The sequence below is a fragment of the Streptomyces naganishii JCM 4654 genome (assembly GCF_014650575.1).
Taxonomy (GTDB): domain Bacteria; phylum Actinomycetota; class Actinomycetes; order Streptomycetales; family Streptomycetaceae; genus Streptomyces; species Streptomyces naganishii.
In genome coordinates this window covers 52,449-70,554 of record NZ_BMVF01000016.1, presented here as the reverse complement: position 1 = coordinate 70,554, position 18,106 = coordinate 52,449, and the positions used below count along the sequence as shown (strand labels likewise).

General features: G+C 71.7%; 19 protein-coding genes. 3 read left to right on the top strand and 16 right to left on the bottom strand.

Going from position 1 to position 18,106, the window contains the following annotated elements; all coding sequences use genetic code 11:
* Positions 1–99: 99 nt before the first annotated feature.
* Positions 100–1,386, bottom strand: coding sequence for an acetyl-CoA C-acetyltransferase (locus tag IE217_RS25915; protein ID WP_190180372.1), 1,287 nt, complete (start codon positions 1,384–1,386; stop codon positions 100–102).
* Positions 1,387–1,474: 88 nt separating this feature from the next.
* On the opposite strand from IE217_RS25915, the gene IE217_RS25910 reads away from it, so the two are divergent.
* Together IE217_RS25910 and IE217_RS25905 are read left to right on the top strand one after the other, a co-directional pair.
* Positions 1,475–2,860 carry a 3-oxoacyl-ACP reductase gene (locus IE217_RS25910; protein ID WP_190180371.1) on the top strand — a complete coding sequence of 462 codons (1,386 nt, stop codon included), beginning with the start codon at positions 1,475–1,477 and terminating at the stop codon, positions 2,858–2,860.
* 3 nt (positions 2,861–2,863) lie between these two features.
* A complete protein-coding gene (locus IE217_RS25905) occupies positions 2,864–3,781 on the top strand; it encodes a MaoC/PaaZ C-terminal domain-containing protein (RefSeq protein ID WP_190180370.1) in 918 nt (305 codons plus the stop codon).
* Between the two features lie 9 nt (positions 3,782–3,790).
* On the opposite strand, the gene IE217_RS25900 is transcribed toward IE217_RS25905, so the two are convergent.
* From IE217_RS25900 to IE217_RS25860, 9 genes are all read right to left on the bottom strand, one after another.
* A complete protein-coding gene (locus IE217_RS25900; RefSeq protein ID WP_190180369.1) occupies positions 3,791–4,435 on the bottom strand; it encodes a TetR/AcrR family transcriptional regulator in 645 nt (214 codons plus the stop codon).
* 171 nt (positions 4,436–4,606) lie between these two features.
* Positions 4,607–4,897: a DUF4229 domain-containing protein gene (locus IE217_RS25895; RefSeq protein WP_190180368.1), complete on the bottom strand. Its 291-nt coding sequence runs from the start codon at positions 4,895–4,897 to the stop codon at positions 4,607–4,609.
* A gap of 109 nt (positions 4,898–5,006) precedes the next feature.
* Positions 5,007–5,531 (bottom strand): GNAT family N-acetyltransferase, encoded by a 525-nt coding sequence (locus IE217_RS25890; protein WP_190180367.1) that lies wholly within the window; start codon positions 5,529–5,531, stop codon positions 5,007–5,009.
* Positions 5,532–5,571: 40 nt separating this feature from the next.
* Positions 5,572–6,213, bottom strand: coding sequence for a UdgX family uracil-DNA binding protein (locus IE217_RS25885; RefSeq protein WP_190180366.1), 642 nt, complete (start codon positions 6,211–6,213; stop codon positions 5,572–5,574).
* A 28-nt stretch (positions 6,214–6,241) separates the two neighbouring features.
* Positions 6,242–7,405: an aminofutalosine synthase MqnE gene (gene mqnE / locus IE217_RS25880; protein ID WP_190180365.1), complete on the bottom strand. Its 1,164-nt coding sequence runs from the start codon at positions 7,403–7,405 to the stop codon at positions 6,242–6,244.
* Positions 7,406–7,453: 48 nt separating this feature from the next.
* Positions 7,454–7,909 (bottom strand): Lrp/AsnC family transcriptional regulator, encoded by a 456-nt coding sequence (locus IE217_RS25875; RefSeq protein ID WP_190180364.1) that lies wholly within the window; start codon positions 7,907–7,909, stop codon positions 7,454–7,456.
* Positions 7,910–8,023: 114 nt separating this feature from the next.
* Entirely contained in the window at positions 8,024–8,704 is a 681-nt protein-coding gene (locus IE217_RS25870) for a UbiX family flavin prenyltransferase (protein ID WP_190180363.1), read from the bottom strand.
* 61 nt (positions 8,705–8,765) lie between these two features.
* Positions 8,766–9,668 carry a menaquinone biosynthesis prenyltransferase MqnP gene (gene mqnP, locus IE217_RS25865; protein ID WP_190180362.1) on the bottom strand — a complete coding sequence of 301 codons (903 nt, stop codon included), beginning with the start codon at positions 9,666–9,668 and terminating at the stop codon, positions 8,766–8,768.
* On the bottom strand, positions 9,665–11,122 hold the full coding sequence (locus IE217_RS25860; protein WP_190180361.1) for a menaquinone biosynthesis decarboxylase: 1,458 nt from the start codon (positions 11,120–11,122) through the stop codon (positions 9,665–9,667). Before IE217_RS25860 ends, mqnP begins: the two co-directional genes overlap by 4 nt.
* A gap of 87 nt (positions 11,123–11,209) precedes the next feature.
* Here IE217_RS25860 and IE217_RS25855 point away from each other — a divergent pair, with 87 nt between their 5' ends.
* Positions 11,210–11,491, top strand: coding sequence for a PLD nuclease N-terminal domain-containing protein (locus IE217_RS25855; protein ID WP_190180360.1), 282 nt, complete (start codon positions 11,210–11,212; stop codon positions 11,489–11,491).
* A gap of 63 nt (positions 11,492–11,554) precedes the next feature.
* Here the strand turns inward: IE217_RS25855 and IE217_RS25850 are convergent, their stop codons facing one another.
* From IE217_RS25850 to IE217_RS25825, 6 genes are all read right to left on the bottom strand, one after another.
* Positions 11,555–11,953: an SRPBCC domain-containing protein gene (locus tag IE217_RS25850; protein ID WP_190180359.1), complete on the bottom strand. Its 399-nt coding sequence runs from the start codon at positions 11,951–11,953 to the stop codon at positions 11,555–11,557.
* Between the two features lie 64 nt (positions 11,954–12,017).
* Positions 12,018–13,121: a c-type cytochrome biogenesis protein CcsB gene (gene ccsB / locus IE217_RS25845; protein ID WP_190180358.1), complete on the bottom strand. Its 1,104-nt coding sequence runs from the start codon at positions 13,119–13,121 to the stop codon at positions 12,018–12,020.
* Positions 13,118–14,956, bottom strand: a complete 1,839-nt coding sequence (resB, locus tag IE217_RS25840) for a cytochrome c biogenesis protein ResB (RefSeq protein WP_190180357.1) — start codon at positions 14,954–14,956, stop codon at positions 13,118–13,120. Before resB ends, ccsB begins: the two co-directional genes overlap by 4 nt.
* Positions 14,957–14,959: 3 nt before the next feature.
* Positions 14,960–15,721, bottom strand: a complete 762-nt coding sequence (locus tag IE217_RS25835) for a cytochrome c biogenesis CcdA family protein (RefSeq protein ID WP_190180356.1) — start codon at positions 15,719–15,721, stop codon at positions 14,960–14,962.
* Positions 15,722–15,727: 6 nt separating this feature from the next.
* Positions 15,728–16,393 carry a TlpA family protein disulfide reductase gene (locus IE217_RS25830; protein WP_190180355.1) on the bottom strand — a complete coding sequence of 222 codons (666 nt, stop codon included), beginning with the start codon at positions 16,391–16,393 and terminating at the stop codon, positions 15,728–15,730.
* 66 nt (positions 16,394–16,459) lie between these two features.
* Entirely contained in the window at positions 16,460–17,779 is a 1,320-nt protein-coding gene (locus IE217_RS25825; RefSeq protein WP_190180354.1) for a polysaccharide deacetylase family protein, read from the bottom strand.
* Between the last annotated feature and the right edge of the window lie 327 nt (positions 17,780–18,106).

Below are 18,106 nucleotides of genomic sequence, written 5' to 3'. Positions count from 1 at the left end.
GGCCGGGGATGTGCAGTCTTCGACATCACACGGGATCACGCCGGATCACGGCGGTGGGGAGCCTTGTGAAGCCGTCCCGGCAGGGCCGTACAGGGCCGGCTACGGCCGTTCGAGGATCGCCGTCACGCCCTGGCCGCCGGCCGCGCAGACCGAGATCAGGCCGCGTCCGGGGCCCCCGCGTTCGGCGAGCAGCTTGGCCAGGGTGGCGACGATCCGGGCGCCGGTCGCGGCGAAGGGGTGGCCGGTGGCGAGCGAGGAGCCGGCGACGTTGAGGCGGGCGCGGTCGACCGGGGCCAGACCCCGCTTCTCCCAGGCCGCCAGCGTCGCCAGCACCTGGGAGGCGAACGCCTCGTGGATCTCCACCAGGTCGAAGTCCTCGGTGCCGAGTCCCGCGCGCTCCAGCATGCGCGGGACCGCGTACGCCGGTGCCATCAGCAGGCCGTCCTCGCCGCCCGCCACGTCACCGTGCACGAAGTCCACCGCCGCCGTCTCGTACGCGGTCAGGTAGGCCAGCGGTTCCAGGCCGCGGGCCTCGGCCCACTCCTCGGACGCCAGCAGCACGGTCGCGGCGCCGTCCGTCAGGGGTGTGGAGTTGCCCGCCGTCATGGTGGGTTCGGGTCCGCCGAGCCCGAACACCGGCTTCAGCGCGGCGAGTTTGTCCACCGTGGAGCCGGGGCGCAGGTTCTGGTCGCGGGTCAGGTCCCGGAAGGGGACCACCAGGTCGTCGAAGAAGCCGCGTTGGTAGGCCGCCGCGAGTCGCTGGTGGCTGGCGGCCGCCAGTTCGTCCTGCTCCCGGCGGGTGACGCCGAACGCGCGGGCGGTGACGGCGGCGTGCTCGCCCATGGACAGCCCGGTGCGCGGCTCGGCGTTGCGCGGGACGTCGGGGACGAGGTGGGAGGGGCGGACCTTGGCCAGCGCCCGCAGGCGCGCGCCCGCCGACTTGGCCCTGCGGGCCTCGAGCAGGATGCGGCGCAGCGTGTCGTTGACGCCCAGCGGCGCGTCGCTCGCGGTGTCCGCGCCGCCCGCGACGGCGGACTCGGTCTGCCCGAGGGTGATCTTGTTGGCGGCGGCGATCACCGCCTGGAGCCCGGTGCCGCAGGCCTGCTGGATGTCGTAGGCCGGGGTGCGCGGGTCCAGCTTCGAGCCGAGCACGGTCTCGCGGGCCAGGTTGAAGTCCCGGCTGTGCTTGAGGACCGCGCCGGCGACGAACTCGCCCACGGCGCCCGGACCGTCGAGGCCGTACCGCTCGACGAGGCCGTTCAGAGCCGCGGTGAGCATCTCCTGGTTGCCCGCGGTGGCGTAGGGGCCGTCGGAGCGGGCGAAGGGGACGCGCGTGCCGCCGATCACCGCGACCCGGCGGGCCCGAGGGGGCTCAAGGGGACTCATCTCGACCTGCTCCTCACCCGTGACGTAGGCTTACCTCCGGTAACCTTACTTCAGAGTAAGCACTTGGGAACCCTTGGGGAGATGGCCCATGGCCGACCGCTATCTCAGCTTCACCGGCACCGCGCCGGGCCGTTTCCTGACCCGCCGGCTGGGTCTGCCGCAGCCCGCGGCGCTGCGGCGGTGGTCGCCCGAACGGCCCGCGCTCGACGGCACGTTGCTGCACCTCGTGGCAGGCAAGCCGGACCCGGACCTGGCCGCCGGTCTGGCGGACGTCCTGTCCCGCACGGGCCTGCGCCCGGCCGACGCGCAGACCGGAGGCGTCATGGGCACGCAGACCGGAACCGCCACCGGCGCGTCGGCCGGCGCCCCCGCCGGTACGCCCCCCGCCGCCGTGGTCCTCGACGCCACCGGTGTGCGGGACGTCGCCGGGCTCGGTGATGTGCACGCCGCCCTGCACCCCGTCGTGCGGTCGGTGGCCGCGAGCGGCCGCGTGGTCGTGCTCGGCGCCCCGCTCGATGCCGCCGACCACCACCAGGCCGCCGCGCAGCAGGCGTTGGAGGGGTTCACGCGCTCGCTCGGCAAGGAGATCGGCCGGGGCAGGACCGTCAACCTCGTACGGCTCACCGACGCGTCCGCCGCCGAGTCCACCCTCCGCTTCCTGCTCTCCCCCAAGTCCGCCTACGTCAGCGGCCAGGTGATCCACGTGGACGCGGGGACGGCGACCGCCCCCGAGGACTGGGACCGCCCGCTCGCCGGGCGCACCGCCCTGGTGACCGGCGCCGCCCGCGGCATCGGCGAGGCGGTCGCCCAGACCCTCGCCCGGGACGGCGCCCACGTCGTCGTGCTGGACGTGCCGGCCGCCGAGAAGGACGCCCGCGCGCTGGCCGAGCGCCTCGGCGGCACCGCCCTCACCCTGGACATCACCGCCGCCGACGCGGGCGAGCGCATCGCGGCCGCGCTGCCCGGCGGGCTCGACGTCCTGATCCACAACGCGGGCGTCACCCGTGACCGGCGGCTGGTCAACATGCCCGCCGACCGCTGGAGTCCGGTCATGGAGGTCAACCTCGCGAGCGTGCTGCGCACCACCGACGCGCTGCTCGCCTCGGGCACCCTGCGCCCGGGCGGCCGGATCGTGGCCACCGCCTCCATCGCGGGCCTCGCGGGCAACGCCGGCCAGACGAACTACGGCGCGAGCAAGGCGGGCGTCGTGGGCCTGGTCCGCTCCCTGGCGCCGCGTGCCCTGGCGGAGCACGGGGTCACGGTGAACGCGGTCGCGCCCGGCTTCATCGAGACCAGGATGACCGCCGCGATCCCCCTGTTCATCCGCGAGGCGGGCCGCCGCATGAACTCCCTCGCGCAGGGCGGCCTGCCCGTGGACGTGGCCGAGACGACCGCCTGGTTCGCGCACCCGGCCTCGGGCGCGGTCAACGGCCAGGTCGTACGGGTCTGCGGCCAGAGCCTGCTGGGGGCGTGACCCGTGACCACCGCCGGCCCCACCCCCGACCGCGGCACCGCGCCCTCGTCCGTCGTCCTCCCCCGCCCGCCCTCGCTCCCCCCGCTCCTCGCCCGGGGCGCCCTGCGCTCGCCCTTCAAACGGCCCGCCCCCGACGCGCCCTTCCCGCGCACCCGGCTGGTGGTGCCGTCCCTGCGCGTGGACCTGGGCCGGCTGGCCGCCTACGAGCGGGTGTGCGGCTTCGCGACCGGCGAGGACGCGCTGCCCGTCACCTATCCGCACGTGCTCGGTTTCCCGCTGGCGATGAGCCTGATGAGCGGCGGCGACTTCCCGCTGCCGCTGCTCGGCCTGGTCCACACCTCGATCGACATCACCCGGCACCGGGTGCTGCCCGCGACGGGGATGTATCAACTGACCGTGTACGTGGCGGGACTTGCGGCACACCGGCGCGGCACGGAGGCGACCGTCGTCACCGAGCTCCGCGCGGAGGGCGGGGACGTGGTGTGGGCGTCGAGCAGCACCTACCTGGCCCGCCACCGCACGGACGGTACCGGGGCGGTGGAGTCGCCGGCAGGAGCCGCCGAAGCCGCCGGCCAGGAGCGCCCGCCGCTGCCGGTCGTCGAGGAGTGGCGGCTCGCCGGGGACGTCGGACGGCGCTACGGGGCCGCGTCCGGGGACCGCAACCCGATTCACCTCTTCGCGCTCACCGCCCGCCTGTTCGGCTTCCCGCGGGCGATCGCGCACGGCATGTGGACCGTGGCCCGCTGCCTCGCCGCCCACGGCACCCCGCCGGCCGCGCTGGTCCGGGCGGAGTTCCGCGCGCCGGTGCTGCTGCCGGGCGCGGTCGCCTACGCGGCGGACGACATCGGCCGCTTCGAGCTGCGCGGGGCGAAGGACGGGCGCCTCCACCTGACCGGCGAGGTGCTGCCGCTGCTCACCTGAGCCGCCGGGTCAGGCGGCGGGCGGGGTCCAGGGCTTGCCCGTCATGAGGTTGTCCAGGCCCGCCCAGGCGAAGTTCATGAGGGTGGCCGCCGCCTGCCGGGCCGTGACGCCGGGGGTGGCGTTCGCCCAGGCGGCGAGGGACTCGGCGGCGCCCACGAGGGCCTCGGCGAGCCCGGAGACCTCGCGCTCGGGCAGGTCGGGATCGCGGTGGGCCTCCCGCGCGGTGACGGCGATGAGCTGCGTGACGAAGGCGACGAACTCCCTGCGCAGCTCGCCCACCTCGGCCGCGAACGGTTCGCCGTGGGTGCGGGCCTGGGTGTGCAGCACCGACCAGCCGTCGGGGTGCTGCGCGGTGTGGGTGAAGAACGCCCGCAGCCCTTCCCAGAGTTGGCGGTCGGCGGGCAGCTCGGGGCGTACTCCGGCGCGCACGGCCTCGGTCAGCGCGGCGGCCTCGCGGCGGATGCAGGCGCTGAAGAGGTCTTCCTTGGAGTTGAGATACAGGTAGACCAACGGCTTGGAGACGCCCGCCAGTTCGGCGATCTCGTCCATCGACGCGGCCATGTAGCCGCGCCGGCCGAAGATCCGCACGGCGGCGTCGAGCATCTGCTGTTCACGAACCGCACGCGGCATCCGCGTGGTCTTCACGGCACCCATGGAGCCATAGCCTACGGTTCGCACCCCGGCGCGCGGCCCGCGAAGCGGCCACGCCCCCGCCGTCCCGGCCGGATCAGGACGCCCCAGGGCCTCTCTTCCGGATCTTGCCGCCGGTCGCGGTCGGCCGAGAAGCGACGGCGCTCGAAGCCGGCCTGATCCGGAAGGAAGACCCTAGCCCTGCGCCCGCGCCCGGTCGTCGGCCAGGTCCTCCTGGCCGGCGCTGGCCTCGATGTTCGCCTTCATCCGGTCCACCCGGCGGGCGACCTGCTCCGAGGCCCGGTCCCGCTCCTTGCGGAGCACCACGAAGCTGATCGGGGCCGAAATCACCAGGGCGAGCAGGGCGATCCACAGGCCGTTGGAGCTGCCGAGGCCGCGCGGGACCACACCGGAGTAGACCAGGCCCCAGACGACCGCGAGGCAGCCCACGAAGATTCCGAGGCGCATCAGCGTGTAGCGGAGCATCTCAATCCACTCTTTCGTCCAGAACGATCCCGAAGACCCAAAGGCCCACGCTCCAGTGAAGCACGTCCGGTGCCGGATCACGCAGGGGGGTGTCAAAGGGGGCAAACCCTCAGGTCAGCGGCAGCAGCATGAACACGTCGTCGCGGTCGTCGTCCGGCGCGACCCTGATCGCGCCCGGCACCCGGCCGACCTCCTTGTAGCCGCAGGACTCGTAGAACCGCTCCAGGCCGAGCCCGCCCCGGCAGGTCAGCCGTATCGCCTCGATGCCGTCGATGCCGCGCGCCGCCCCCGCGGCGGCCGCGAGCAGGTCGCGGCCGTAGCCCCTGCCCTGGTGGCGCGGGTGGATCATCACGGTGTAGAGCCACAGCCAGTGGGTCATCAGCCGGTGGGTGTTGAGGGTCAGGAAGGCCGTGGCGGCGACGCGCCCCTCCTCGTCGTGGCCGACCAGCAGCCGGGCGCGGCCCTCGGCCATGGCCACGAGGTGCTTCACCAGCTCGGGCCGGATCGTCTCCCGCGTGACGGGGGGCACGAAGCCCACGGAGCCGCCCGCGTTGGACACGTCGGTCCACAGGTCGAGGACGCCGTCGCGCAGGGCGGGGTCGACGGCGGGATCAAGCGTGAAAGTAAGGGGCATGGAGGCATCGTATCTATTACGACAGTGCGCTCACCGCGACTTACAGATCCGAGACCAGCCCACGGTACGCGCCCTCCCGGTCGTCCGCGCGCAGCACCGACGAGGGGTGCACGGTCGGCACCAGCCGCTCGGGCCTGCCGTGGATCTCGCGCTCCAGGACCGTGCCGCGCACCTCGCCCACCCGGAACGACGAGCCGAGCAGCGCCTTGCCCGCCGTGGCGCCGAGCACCACGATCAGCTCAGGCTCCACGACCGCCAGCTCGGCCGCGAGCCAGGGCCCGCACGCGGTCATCTCCCGCAGGCTCGGCGCCTTGTGGATGCGGCGCTTGCGCGGCTCGGCCCGCGTGAACTTGAAGTGCTTGACCGCGTTGGTGACGTACGCCTCGCTCGGGTCGAGACCCGCCTCGGCGAGCGCCCGGTCCAGCAGCCGCCCGGCGGGTCCGACGAACGGCGTGCCCTGCCGGTCCTCCTGGTCGCCCGGCTGCTCGCCGACCAGCATGACCCGGGCGTCCGCGCTCCCGGCGCCGAACACCGTCTGCGTGGCGTCCCGGTGCAGCGGGCAGCCCCGGCACCCGGCGGCGGCCCGGCGCAGCGCCGCCAGCCCTCCGCGGGCGGGCACGAAGGGCTCGGCGGTGTACGCGTCCTCGGGCGCGGCCGCGGCGGGTGACGTACGCGGACTCACGCGCGCCGGGTACCGCGCCCGGCCGGGCTCACACGCGCATGGGCTGCGGCGACTCGCGGCGGCCGGCGTCCGGGCCGTCGTACTCCCGGATGATCTCGTAGCGCGTGTTGCGCTCGACCGGGCGGAAGCCGGCGTCGCGGATCAGCTCCAGCAGGTCGTCGCGGGTCAGCTTGTTCGGCGTGCCGAAGTTGTCCGCGTCGTGCGTGATCTTGTACTCGACCACCGAGCCGTCCGTGTCGTCCGCGCCGTGCTGGAGGGCGAGCTGGGCGGTCTGCACGCCGTGCATCACCCAGAACACCTTGACGTGCGGGACGTTGTCGAAGAGCAGCCGGGAGACGGCGAAGGTCTTCAGGGCCTCCGCGCCGGTGGCCATGGTGGTGCGCGCCTGGAGGCGGTTGCGGACCTTGCCGTCCTTCATGTCGACGAAGTCGTGCTGGTAGCGCAGCGGGATGAAGACCTGGAAACCGCCGGTCTCGTCCTGGAGTTCGCGCAGACGCAGCACGTGGTCCACGCGGTGGCGGGGCTCCTCGATGTGGCCGTAGAGCATGGTGCAGGGCGTCTTGAGGCCCTTCTCGTGCGCCAGGCGGTGGATCCTCGACCAGTCCTCCCAGTGGGTGCGGTGGTCGACGATGTGCTGCCTGACCTCCCAGTCGAAGATCTCCGCGCCGCCGCCGGTGAGCGACTCCAGGCCCGCGTCGATGAGTTCGTCGAGGATCTCGCTCGCGCTCAGCCCGGAGATGGTCTCGAAGTGGTGGATCTCGGTGGCCGTGAACGCCTTCAGCGACACCCCCGGCAGCGCGGCCTTCAGCTCGCGCAGCGAGCGCGGGTAGTACCGCCAGGGCAGGTTGGGGTGCAGGCCGTTGACGATGTGCAGCTCGGTGAGGTTCTCCGACTCCATCGACTTGGCGAGCTTCACCGCCTCCTCGATGCGCATCGTGTACGCGTCCTTCTCGCCCGGCTTGCGCTGGAAGGAGCAGTAGGCGCAGGACGCGGTGCACACGTTCGTCATGTTGAGGTGGCGGTTGACGTTGAAGTGCACCACGTCGCCGTTCTTGCGGGTGCGCACCTCGTGGGCCAGGCCGCCCAGCCACGCCAGGTCGTCCGACTCGTACAACGCGATGCCGTCCTCGCGGGTCAGGCGGACACCCGCCCGTACCTTCTCCTCCAGCTCGCGCTTGAGCCCGGCGTCCATGCGAATACCTCTTTCCGAAAAGACTCCGATTACCGTACGCCGGGTGACCTACACACCTTCGGGCAGCTCACCCACGCGGTTCTCCCACTTGGTGGACAGCACGATGGTGGTACGGGTCCTGGAGACGCCCTTGGTGCCGGACAGCCGGCGGATGATCCGCTCCAGTCCGTCGACGTCCGTGGCGCGCACCTTGAGCATGAAGGAGTCGTCGCCCGCGATGAACCAGCAGTCCTCGATCTCGGGCAGGTCCTTCAGCCGCTGCGCCACGTCCTCGTGGTCGGCCGCGTCGGAGAGCGAGATGCCGATCAGGGCGGTCACGCCGAGGCCGAGCGAGGCGGCGTCCACGGTGGCGCGGTACCCGGTGATGACACCGGCCGCCTCCAGCCGGTTGATGCGGTCGGTGACACTCGGTCCCGACAGGCCGACGAGGCGCCCCAGCTCCGCGTAGGAGGCCCGGCCGTTCTCCCTCAGGGCCTGGATGAGCTGCCTGTCCACCGCGTCCATGCGATCGAAGCCTTCCGCTGAAGAGTTCCGAGGTGATGAAAGGTACTGATGGGTGCTGCGGGTACTGCGGGGTGGTGAGAGGTACTGCGAGTCCTGTGGGTCCTGCGGGTGGTGCTACTCGCCCGGTGTGCCGGCTCCGCCGCCGAGGCCGCCCTGCCAGCGGCGGTAGAGGCGGTGCTCCACGCCCGCCGCGTCCAGCACCCGGCCCGCGACGAAGTCCACCAGGTCCTGGATGTGCGTCGCGCCCGCGTAGAAGCCCGGCGAGGCCGGCACCACGGCCGCGCCCGCGTCGTCCAGGGCGACCAGGTGCCGCAGGGTCTGGCCGTTCAGCGGGGTCTCCCGTACGGCCACGACCAGGGTCCGGCGTTCCTTCAGGGTGACGCTCGCCGCCCGCTGGAGGAGGTCCTTCGACAGCCCGAGGGCGACCCCCGCCACGCAGGCGGTGGAGGCCGGCACGATGATCATCCCCTTCGCCGGGTACGACCCCGAGGACGGCCCCGCGGCGAGGTCACCGGCGTTCCAGTACCGCACCCGCGCGATGTCGCAGGTGAAGGTGGCGGGCTTGCCGTCGGCCCCGCGGGCCAGCCATTCGCGCAGGTCGTCCTGCCAGTGGGCGTCCCGGAAGGAGATGCCGGTCTCGTCGAGCAGGGTGAGCCGCGAGGCCCGGCTGACCACCAGGTCGACGCTGTGTCCCGCGTCGAGGAGGGCGCGCAGCACGGCAGCGGCGTAGGGCGTCCCCGACGCCCCGGAGACCCCCACGATCCAAGGCGTGCGCTGCGTTTCTCCTGCGTTCACACCTTGAGCCTACCGGCGGACCGGGCCCTGCTCAGGACCGGTCGGCCACCGGGGCCCCGGCTCACACGCTCAGGCCCCGGACCAGGAGGTCCAGCAGGGCGCACACGAACAGGGCGATGCCGATGAACCCGTTGACGCTGAAGAACGCGCGGTTGACGCGGGAGAGGTCGTTCGGCCGCACGATCGAGTGCTCGTACACGAAGGCGCCCGCGACGATCAGCAGGCCCAGCCAGAGGAAGGCGCCCGCGCCGGTGGCGACCGCGTACCAGACGAACAGGGCGGTGGTGACCAGGTGGCAGCCGCGCGCCCCCCAGATCGCGGCCGGGACGCCGAAGCGGGCCGGGACCGAGCGGACGCCGATCCGGCGGTCGGTCTCCACGTCCTGGCAGGCGTAGATCAGGTCGAAGCCGCCGATCCACACGCCCACGGCCAGGCCGAGGATCACCGCCTTCCACGACCACTCGCCGGTGATCGCCAGCCAGCCGCCGACCGGCCCCATCGCCTGGGCGAGACCGAGGATGGCCTGCGGGAAGTTCGTGAACCGCTTGCCGTAGGGGTAGACCACCATCGGGATCACCGCGATGGGCGCGAGCGCCAGGCACAGCGGGTTGAGCAGGGCGGCGGCGCCGAGGAAGACGACGAGCGCGATCAGCGCGCCGGTCCATGCGTGCCGCACCGACATCGCGCCGGTCACCAGCTCGCGTTGGGCGGTGCGCGGATTGCGGGCGTCGATCTCCCGGTCGATGATCCGGTTGACGGCCATGGCGAAGGTGCGCAGGCCCACCATGCACACGGTCACCAGGAGCAGCCGGCCCCAGTGGATGTTCCGGTCCCACTCGTACATGGCGGTCAGCGAGGCGATGTAGGCGAAGGGCAGCGCGAACACCGAGTGCTCGATCATCACCAGGCGCAGGAACGCCTTGGTGCGCCCCGGCTGCCCGATCGCGGCGGAAGCGGAACTCACAGGCCGTACTCCTTCCACCGGCGGTCGACCTTCGCCGCCGTATCGGGGTCGGACAGCACCATCTCGGGCCAGCCGCCGTCGCGGGTGTAGCCCTCCTCCGGCAGCTTCCGGGTGGCGTCGATGCCCGCCTTTCCGCCCCAGAACTGCTGGTAGGAGGCATGGTCGAGGTGGTCGACGGGGCCTTCCACGACCGTGAGGTCACGGGCGTAGTCGGTGTTGCCGAGGGCCCGCCAGGCCACCTCGTGCAGATCGTGCACGTCGCAGTCGGCGTCGACGACCACGATCAGCTTGGTCAGCGACATCATGTGTGCCCCCCAGACGGCGTGCATCACCTTCTGGGCGTGCTTGGGGTACTTCTTGTCGATGGAGACGATCGCGCAGTTGTGGAAGCCGCCCGCCTCGGGCAGGTGGTAGTCCACGATGTCCGGCACGATGATCTTCAGCAGCGGCAGGAAGAAGCGCTCGGTGGCGCGGCCGAGGGGGCCGTCCTCGGTCGGGGGCCGGCCCACGACGATCGACTGGAGCAGGGGACGCCTGCGCATGGTCACGCAGTCGATGGTCAGCGCCGGGAAGGGCTCCTGCGGGGTGTAGAAGCCGGTGTGGTCGCCGAAGGGCCCCTCGGGCAGCATCCTGCCGGGCTCCAGCCACCCCTCCAAAACCACCTCGGCGTTGGCCGGCACCTGGAGCGGCACGGTCTTGCAGTCGACCATCTCGATCCGCTTGCCCGCGACGAAGCCGGCGAACAGGTACTCGTCGATGTCGCCGGGCAGCGGCGCGGTGGAGGCGTACGTCACGGCGGGCGGGCAGCCGAAGGCGATGGCGACCGGCAGCCGCTCGCCCTTGCGCGCGGCCACCTGGTAGTGGTTGCGGCTGTCCTTGTGGATCTGCCAGTGCATGCCGATGGTGCGCCGGTCGTGGCGCTGGAGCCGGTACAGACCCAGGTTGCGGATGCCCGTCTCGGGGTCCTTGGTGTGGGTGAGCCCGAGGTTGAAGAAGGACCCGCCGTCCTCGGGCCAGGTGAACAGCGCGGGCAGCCGGTCGAGGTCGACCTCCTCGCCGCGCAGCACGACCTCCTGCACGGGCGCGTTGTCCGGCTTCACCTTCTTCGGCGGTACGTGCGCCATCGCGCCGAGCTTGCCGAACGCCTCGCGCACGCCCACGAACCCGTGCGGCAGCTCGGGCCGCAGCAGCCCGCCGATCTTCTCGGAGATCTCGCCGTACGACTTCAGGCCGAGCGCCTTGAGCAGGCGGCGGTCGGTGCCGAAGACGTTCATCGCGAGCGGCATCGCCGAGCCCTTGACGTTCTCGAAGAGCAGCGCGGGACCGCCCGACTTCTGCACCCGGTCGACGATCTCACCGACCTCCAGGTACGGGTCGACCTCGGCCTTGATGCGCTTGAGGTCGCCCTCGCGCTCCAGCGCCCTGAGCAGGGAGCGAAGATCGTCGTAAGCCATGCGTCCCAGTATCTGTCACCGGCTACCCTGGCCCGGTCACCGGGGCCGTCCCAAGGCCCTCCGCACGACCGCCCGGAGAGGCGCCCCATGTTCAGGTATCTGCCCCTGCTGCTGGTCCTGGCCCTGTGGATCTACGCGTTCGTCGACTGCCTGAACACCCCCGAGGACGAGGTGCGCGGCATGCCGAAGGTGGCGTGGGTGATCGTCATCCTGCTCTTCGGCGAGGTGCTGGTGGGTCCCGTCGCCTGGCTGCTGGCGGGCAGGGTCCGCCGGGCGCCCGGACGGCCCTCGGGCCCGAGCTGGGTCGCCCCCGACGACAACCCGGAGTTCCTGAAGTCGCTGCGCAAGGACGACCCCAGGACGGAGTGAGGACGCGGTGACGACCCGGGCGGCCGCCCGGGTCGTCCGGCCGGCCGCCCGGGAGCCGTCCGGTCAGCTCGACAGCTGGCCGATCAGCCGCTCGAAGCGGGCCCGCCAGCCCGGCTCGCTCTCGCCCTCGCCCTGGAACTCGTGGGTGAAGCGGAGCAGGGAGCCGCCCTCGCCGTCGCGTTCCAGGTGGAAGCGGATGCGGCCGCCGCCCTCGAGGGTGTACTCGGCGACCCGGTCGACGTCCCAGGCGGTGATCCGCCCGCTGCCGAGGTCGCGCAGGCTGACCGCGCCGCCGAGCCGGGGCTCCAGCTCGTCGGCCGCCGTGAACCAGCGCTGGAGCCCCTCGGGTGTGGCGAGCGCCGGCCAGACCCCCTCCATGGGTCTCGGCAGCCGCACGTGGAAGCCCAGGATGTGTGTGTTGCCGTGGGTCTGGCTGGTGCCCTGTTCGATGGAACCGGTCATGCCTCAAGTGTCGCGCGCGGGCTCGCGCCCGGCCTGGGAGCGGGGCTCGCACCCCGCCCGGGGCTCACACCCCCGCGTAGGAGTGCTTGCCGCCCACGAAGATGTTCACGCCGTAGTAGTTGAACAGCCAGCAGCCGAACGCGATCAGCGCGATGTAGGCGGCCTTGCGGCCCTTCCAGCCGGCCGTGGAGCGGGCGTGCAGGTAGCAGGCGTAGGCGACCCAGGTGATGAAGGCCCAGGTCTCCTTGGGGTCCCAGCCCCAGTAGCGGCCCCACGCCGACTCGGCCCAGATGGCGCCCGCGATGATCGTGAACGTCCACAGCGGGAAGACGGCGGCGTTGATCCGGTAGGCGAACTTGTCCAGGGACGCCGAGGCGGGCAGCCGCTCCAGGACGGAGCTCGCGAAGGCGCCCGGCTTGCCGCCGCCCGCGAGCTTGTTCTCGTAGGAGTCCTTGAACAGGTACAGCAGGGTGCTGATCGCGCCCACGTAGAGCACCGCGCCGCAGAAGATCGCGGTGGAGACGTGGATGTAGAGCCAGTACGAGTGCAGGGCCGGGACCAGCTGGTCGCTCGCCGTGTAGAGGACGGTGACGGCCAGGCCGAGGTCGAGCAGGACCGTGGTGGTCAGGAAGAGGCCGAGCCAGCGCACGTTCTTCTTCAGGGCGAGCAGCACGACGTAGACGCCGACCGCGACCGTGGAGAAGGTGATGTTGAACTCGTACATGTTGCCCCACGGCGCCCGCTGCACGGAGGCCGCGCGCGCGAGCACGCCGCACAGCTCCACCAGGAAGGCGAGCACGGTGAGGGACACCGCGATACGGCCGTAGAGGTCGCCCTGCTCGTCGCCGCCGTGCGCGCCCGGCCCGTCGGGCACGTCACGCGAGCCGGCCGAGGACCGTACGATCACCTCGGGCCGCTCCAGGACGGCGGTGCCGCCCTTGGACTTCACCGTCACGGCAGGGCCCTTGGCCTTGGCCGTGGCGGCCTCGGCGGTCAGCGCGGCGGCCGTGCGGCCGACCTTGCTGCGGCTGCCGAAGAGCCATTCGGCGATGTAGGCGAAGAAGGCCAGGGTGTAGACGGCCATCGCGGAGTAGATCAGCGTGTTGCTGATGTTCGCCAGATGCTCGTTGGTCGCCGTGGCGAGCTCTGTTGCGGCGGCGAAAGTCACTTCTTCTCAGCCCCTTCGGCGGATGCGTAAGTCTCGTCGTCCGGCTCCCGGTCGGGGTCGGCGTCGGTCTGTGCGGGTGCCTTGTCGTGGACGAGGGCGGCGATGTCGCCGATCTCCTCGGGGAGTTTCGCGGACTCGCTGCGGCCGAGGCCGGCCACCTCGACGACCGTCACGCCGTCCGCGCCGGCGACCGCGCGCACCCAGACCCGGCGGCGCTGGATGAACAGCGAGCCGGCCAGTCCCGCGATCGCGGCGAGGGCTCCGGCCAGCGCCCAGTCGGTGCCGGGCTGCTGGACGATCTGGAAGCCGGCCCACTCCTTGATGTCCTTGTCGAAGGTGATGGAGCCGGCGCCGTTCGGCAGCGTCATGGTCTCGCCGGGCAGCAGCCGCTGCTTGACGATCTCGCCCTTGGCGTCCTTGAACTGCTTGAGGTTGGGGTTGTCCTTGGTGTCCAGCTGGTACACGTTCTGCGGGACGCCCGCGTCGACGCCCAGGTCGCCGTGGTAGCCGCTCACCGCGAGGACGGGGAAGTCCAGCGCGGGGAACTGAGAGAACATCGTGCCCTTGCCGGCGCCCGCGAAGGTGGGCACGAAGAACGCGGAGAAGCCCAGCTGTTCGGACTTGCCCCGCGCGTCGCGGTAGCCGTCGAGGACCTTGATCGCGCCCTGCGAGGTCTCGTTGGAGTCGATCGGCAGCATCGGCACCGCCTGGTGCAGCACCACGTCGCCCTTGCCGTCGCGGACGGTGACCGTGGGCGCGTAGCCGTGGCTGACCAGGTAGACCTTGGCGTCGCCGATCTCCAGCGGCTCGTTGACCTTGATGGTGGTGCGCCGCTCCTTGCCGTCGGCGCCCACGCTGTAGTCGACGGCCGCCTGGAAGGTGCGGGCGGTGCCCTTGTTGGGGCCGTTGCGCTCGTAGGTGGCGGTGAACTTGTCCAGGTTGAAGCTGAACGGCACCAGGTTGTCGTCGTTGAAGAGGCTGCCGGACTTGAAGTCGTCGTACTGGGTGAGGGTGTTGGAGAAGCCGTCGCCCTCGACGACCAGCTTGTTGCCCTCGGTCTTGTACAACTGGCCCCAGGCGAAGGCGACCAGCATCACGATCAGCGCGATGTGGAAGGCGAGGTTGCCGGCCTCGCGCAGATAGCCCTTCTCGGCGGCGACGGCGTCACCCTCGGTGTGGGCGCGGAAGCGGCGGTCCTTCAGCACGCGCAGCGCGGCCTCGCGGACCTCCTCGGGCGCGGCGCCGGTGCGCCAGGTGGCGTACGCGGGCAGTCTGGTCAGCCGCTTGGGCGCGCCCGGCGGCCGGCTGCGCAGCTGGCCGGTGAACTGCCAGGTGCGCGGCACGATGCAGCCGATGAGGGAGACGAACAGCAGGATGTAGATCGCGGAGAACCACACCGAGCTGTAGACGTGGAACAGGCCGAGCTTGTCGTACAGCGGGGCGAGGGTCTTGTGCGCCTGCCGGAAGGCGTCGACCTTCATGGCGTTGGTGTTGGTCTGCGGGATCAGCGAGCCGGGAACGGCGCCGAGGGAGAGCAGGAACAGCAGCAGCAGCGCGACCCGCATCGAGGTCAGCTGCCGCCAGAACCAGCGGGCCCAGCCGAGGACCTCCCGTCCGGTCCACGCCAGCCAGCCGGCCGCGCCGGGGGCGCGGTTGCCGCCGAAGGAGCCGGGCACGGCGGTCTCGGAGGGCGCGGTGGACAGCTGGGACCCGGCGGCGCCGAGATCGTCCTCGGGGATGCCGCCGTCGGGGGGCCCGGTGACCGGGGTCTCGCCGTCGGGAGTCCCGGTGACCGGGGTCTCGTCGGCGGGGGTGCCGGTTGTCGTCTTGCTCATCGATCAGATCCCCACAGTGAAGCCGGTGGACCAGGTCTGCATCTGCTGCACCAGGAGGTCCCAGACACCGGTCAGCAGCAGCACACCGGTCAGGATCATCATCGAGCCGCCGATGCGCATCACCCAGACATAGTGACGCTTGACCCAGCCGAAGGCGCCGAGGGCCTTGCGGAAGGCGATCGCGGTGAGCACGAAGGGGATCCCGAGCCCGGCGCAGTAGGCGACGGTGAGCAGCGCGCCGCGCCCCGCGCTCGCCTGCTGGAAGGAGAGCGTCTGGACGGCGGAGAGGGTGGGGCCGATGCACGGGGTCCAGCCGATGCCGAACAGTGCGCCCAGCAGCGGCGCGCCCACCAGGCCCGTGGTCGGGCGCCGGTGGAAGCGGAACTCACGCTGGGTCATCCAGGGCATCAGGCCCATGAAGAAGACGCCCATGAGGATCATGAGCACCCCGAGCACCTTGGTCAGGGGGCCCTTGTGGTCCTGGAGGGTCTGCCCGAAGTAGCCGAACAGGGCGCCGCCGGAGACGAACACGGCGGTGAAGCCGAGCACGAAGAGCGAGGCGCCCACGGCCATCCGGCCCCGGCGCGCCTCGCCGAGGTCGGTGCCGGTGACTCCCGTCACGTACGACAGGTAGCCGGGGACGAGTGGGAGGACGCAGGGGGAGAAGAAGGAGACCAGTCCGCCGAGCACGGCGACGGGGAGCGCCAGCAGCAGCGCTCCGCTGCTGACGGTCCGGCTGGTGTCAATGGCTTCGGCCAGTAGCACGGCGGGTCACTTCTCCGCGACGACCGGGTCGAGCATCTTGCGCAGCTTGTCCTCGCTGAGCGCCTGGAGTGCGCGCGCCGCGATGTTCCCGTCGCGGTCGAGGACGATCGTGGTCGGGATGAGCTGCGGGTTGAGCGTGCCCTTCTTGAAGCGGAGCATCAGCTTGCCCGTCGGGTCGTACAGGCTCGGGTACGGCACCGAGAACTGCTTCTCGAAGGCCTGGGCCGGCTGGGTGCTGGTGTCGCGGGTGTTGATGCCGACGAACTGCACGCCCTTGGCGGCGGTGTCCTCGGCCACCTTCACGAGGTTGGGCGCCTCGGCGCGGCAGGGGGCGCACCAGGAGCCCCAGACGTTGAGGACGACGACCTTGCCCTTGTAGGAGGAGAGGTCGAGCTGCTTGCCGTCGATGGTCTTGCCGGACAGGTCGGGCGCGGGCTTGCGCTCGCCCTTCTTGACGGTGGCGATGCCGTCGGCGCCGGTGATGAAGTTGGTGTTGCCCGAGCCGCCGGAGGTGCCGCCGGAGCCGCACGCGGACAGGGTGAGTGCCGCGACGGCGGTCCCCGCGGCGAGCAGGGCTGCGCGGCGGCGGACGCGGCTCGTGCGCGTGGGGTGCGGACGGGGCGTACGGTTCGCCCGGTTCGAGCACTGGGGGGCGCGGCTGACGGCACTCATGTGAAAAGTTTCGCATGCCCGTTCCGCGGATCTCGCGCACCCCCCTGGCGGCGCGAAAACCGCATTTCAGCCCGCGTTCTGCGTCCCCGTGCCGGTTCCGGTGCCCGTGCCCGTGCCGGTTCCCGTGCCGCTGCCGGCGGTCTGCATGTACTGCTTCCAGCCGCCGGGAGGCGTCTGGCCCACCCCGAGGCCGTGCAGCTTGGCGAGCACCTCCGGCTTCTGCGCGTCCATCCAGTCCACGTACTGCCGGAAGGAGACGAGGCGCACGTCGGCGCCCTTCTCCTTCTCGCGCGCGATGTGCTTGAAGGCCTCCTCGACGGAGTCCATGTAGATGCCGCCGTTCCAGTGCTCGAAGTGGTTGCCTATGAAGAACGGTGCCCGGTTTGTCTCGTATGCCCGCTTGAAGCCCGCTATGTAGGCGCCGGCGGACTGCTGGCGCCAGGCGGGGTAGTTGTAGGCGGGCGCCTTGGTCGAGTTCTTGGACTGGTTGTACATCATGTTGTAGTCCATCGAGAGGACCTCGAACTTGCGGCCGGGGAAGGGCACCTGCTGCAACGGCAGGTCCCAGATCCCCAGCTTCTTGCGCGGCCACACCTGGAGGCCGCCGGGCGAGGAGGCGTCGTAGCGCCAGCCGAGCTCACGGGCGGTGGGCAGCAGCTGGTTCTGGCCGAGCAGGCAGGGCGTGCGGCCGCCGACGAGCTCCTTGTCGTAGTCGAAGGGCAGCGCGGGCAGGTCGCTCCAGCCGGTGTTCGTCTTCCACTGCTTGACGAAGGCCTTGGCCTGGTCTATCTCGCTGCGCCACTGCTTGGGCGTCCAGTTGCCGACCGTGCCGTGGCCGCCGCAGAAGTGCCCGTTGAAGTGGGTGCCTATCTCGTGGCCCTCGAGCCAGGCACGGCGGACGTTGGCGAGCGTGGACTTGATGTGCTCGTCCGTCAGGTAGCCGATGTCGGAGGCGCCGCGCGGGTTGTTCGGCGGGTCGTACAGGCGCTTCTTGGACTCCGGCAGCAGGTAGAGGCCGGAGAGGAAGAAGGTCATGTGGGCGCCGTGCTGCTTGGCGAGGTCGAGGAAGCGGGGGAAGAGGCCGTTGCCGACCTCACCCGCCCCGTCCCAGGAGAAGATGACGAACTGCGGCGGGGTCTGCCCCGGCTCCAGCGGCTCGGGCTTGGCGGGCTGGAAGGGCTGCGCGCCGGTGTACGCCGTGGAGCCGTCGCCGATGAGGCGCTCCGGACGGTCGGTGCTCTTGCCGCCGCCCGAACTCCCCTTGCCGGAACCGCCGGAGCGGTCGCCGCCGTCGGAAGAGCTGTCGGTGCCGCAGCCCGCGAGCCCGATGGCGGCCGCGGTGCCCGCGCCGAGGCCGAGCATTCCCCTCCGGGAGAAGGTGCGCATGAGATCCTCGATCCGTCCCGTCCTTCGATGGTCACCCACTGAGAGGCAGCGACGGACGCGGGGGTTCCCACCGCCGGTATGAATTTCGCAACAAACGTCATGAAACTGTCCGGTGGTCGGGCGCAGGGGGTGCGCCGGGACACGGGCGGGGCGGGCCGACGGCGCGATGCACCGTCAACTCCGGCGCGGTGCACGGGGCTTACGGCCGCGAGACGGCGGACCAGGTGCGCCGAGCGCACGGCCGCGAGACGGCGGACCAGGTGCGCCGAGCGCACGGCCGCGAGACGGCGGACCAGGTGCGCCGAGCGCACGGCCGCGAGGCGGCGG

Excerpts from the sequence above, each read along its gene's own strand:
- IE217_RS25875 (WP_190180364.1), bottom strand. The coding sequence starts at position 7,909 with ATGGACGCGGTGGACAGGCAGCTCATCCAGGCCCTGAGGGAGAACGGC.
- IE217_RS25850 (WP_190180359.1), bottom strand. The coding sequence starts at position 11,953 with ATGACCGGTTCCATCGAACAGGGCACCAGCCAGACCCACGGCAACACA.
- resB (WP_190180357.1), bottom strand. The coding sequence starts at position 14,956 with ATGAGCAAGACGACAACCGGCACCCCCGCCGACGAGACCCCGGTCACC.
- IE217_RS25825 (WP_190180354.1), bottom strand. The coding sequence starts at position 17,779 with ATGCGCACCTTCTCCCGGAGGGGAATGCTCGGCCTCGGCGCGGGCACC.
- IE217_RS25910 (WP_190180371.1), top strand. The coding sequence starts at position 1,475 with ATGGCCGACCGCTATCTCAGCTTCACCGGCACCGCGCCGGGCCGTTTC.
- mqnE (WP_190180365.1), bottom strand. The coding sequence starts at position 7,405 with ATGGACGCCGGGCTCAAGCGCGAGCTGGAGGAGAAGGTACGGGCGGGT.
- IE217_RS25895 (WP_190180368.1), bottom strand. The coding sequence starts at position 4,897 with ATGCTCCGCTACACGCTGATGCGCCTCGGAATCTTCGTGGGCTGCCTC.
- IE217_RS25890 (WP_190180367.1), bottom strand. The coding sequence starts at position 5,531 with ATGCCCCTTACTTTCACGCTTGATCCCGCCGTCGACCCCGCCCTGCGC.
- IE217_RS25855 (WP_190180360.1), top strand. The coding sequence starts at position 11,210 with ATGTTCAGGTATCTGCCCCTGCTGCTGGTCCTGGCCCTGTGGATCTAC.
- IE217_RS25860 (WP_190180361.1), bottom strand. The coding sequence starts at position 11,122 with ATGGCTTACGACGATCTTCGCTCCCTGCTCAGGGCGCTGGAGCGCGAG.
- IE217_RS25900 (WP_190180369.1), bottom strand. The coding sequence starts at position 4,435 with ATGGGTGCCGTGAAGACCACGCGGATGCCGCGTGCGGTTCGTGAACAG.
- IE217_RS25830 (WP_190180355.1), bottom strand. The coding sequence starts at position 16,393 with ATGAGTGCCGTCAGCCGCGCCCCCCAGTGCTCGAACCGGGCGAACCGT.
- IE217_RS25915 (WP_190180372.1), bottom strand. The coding sequence starts at position 1,386 with ATGAGTCCCCTTGAGCCCCCTCGGGCCCGCCGGGTCGCGGTGATCGGC.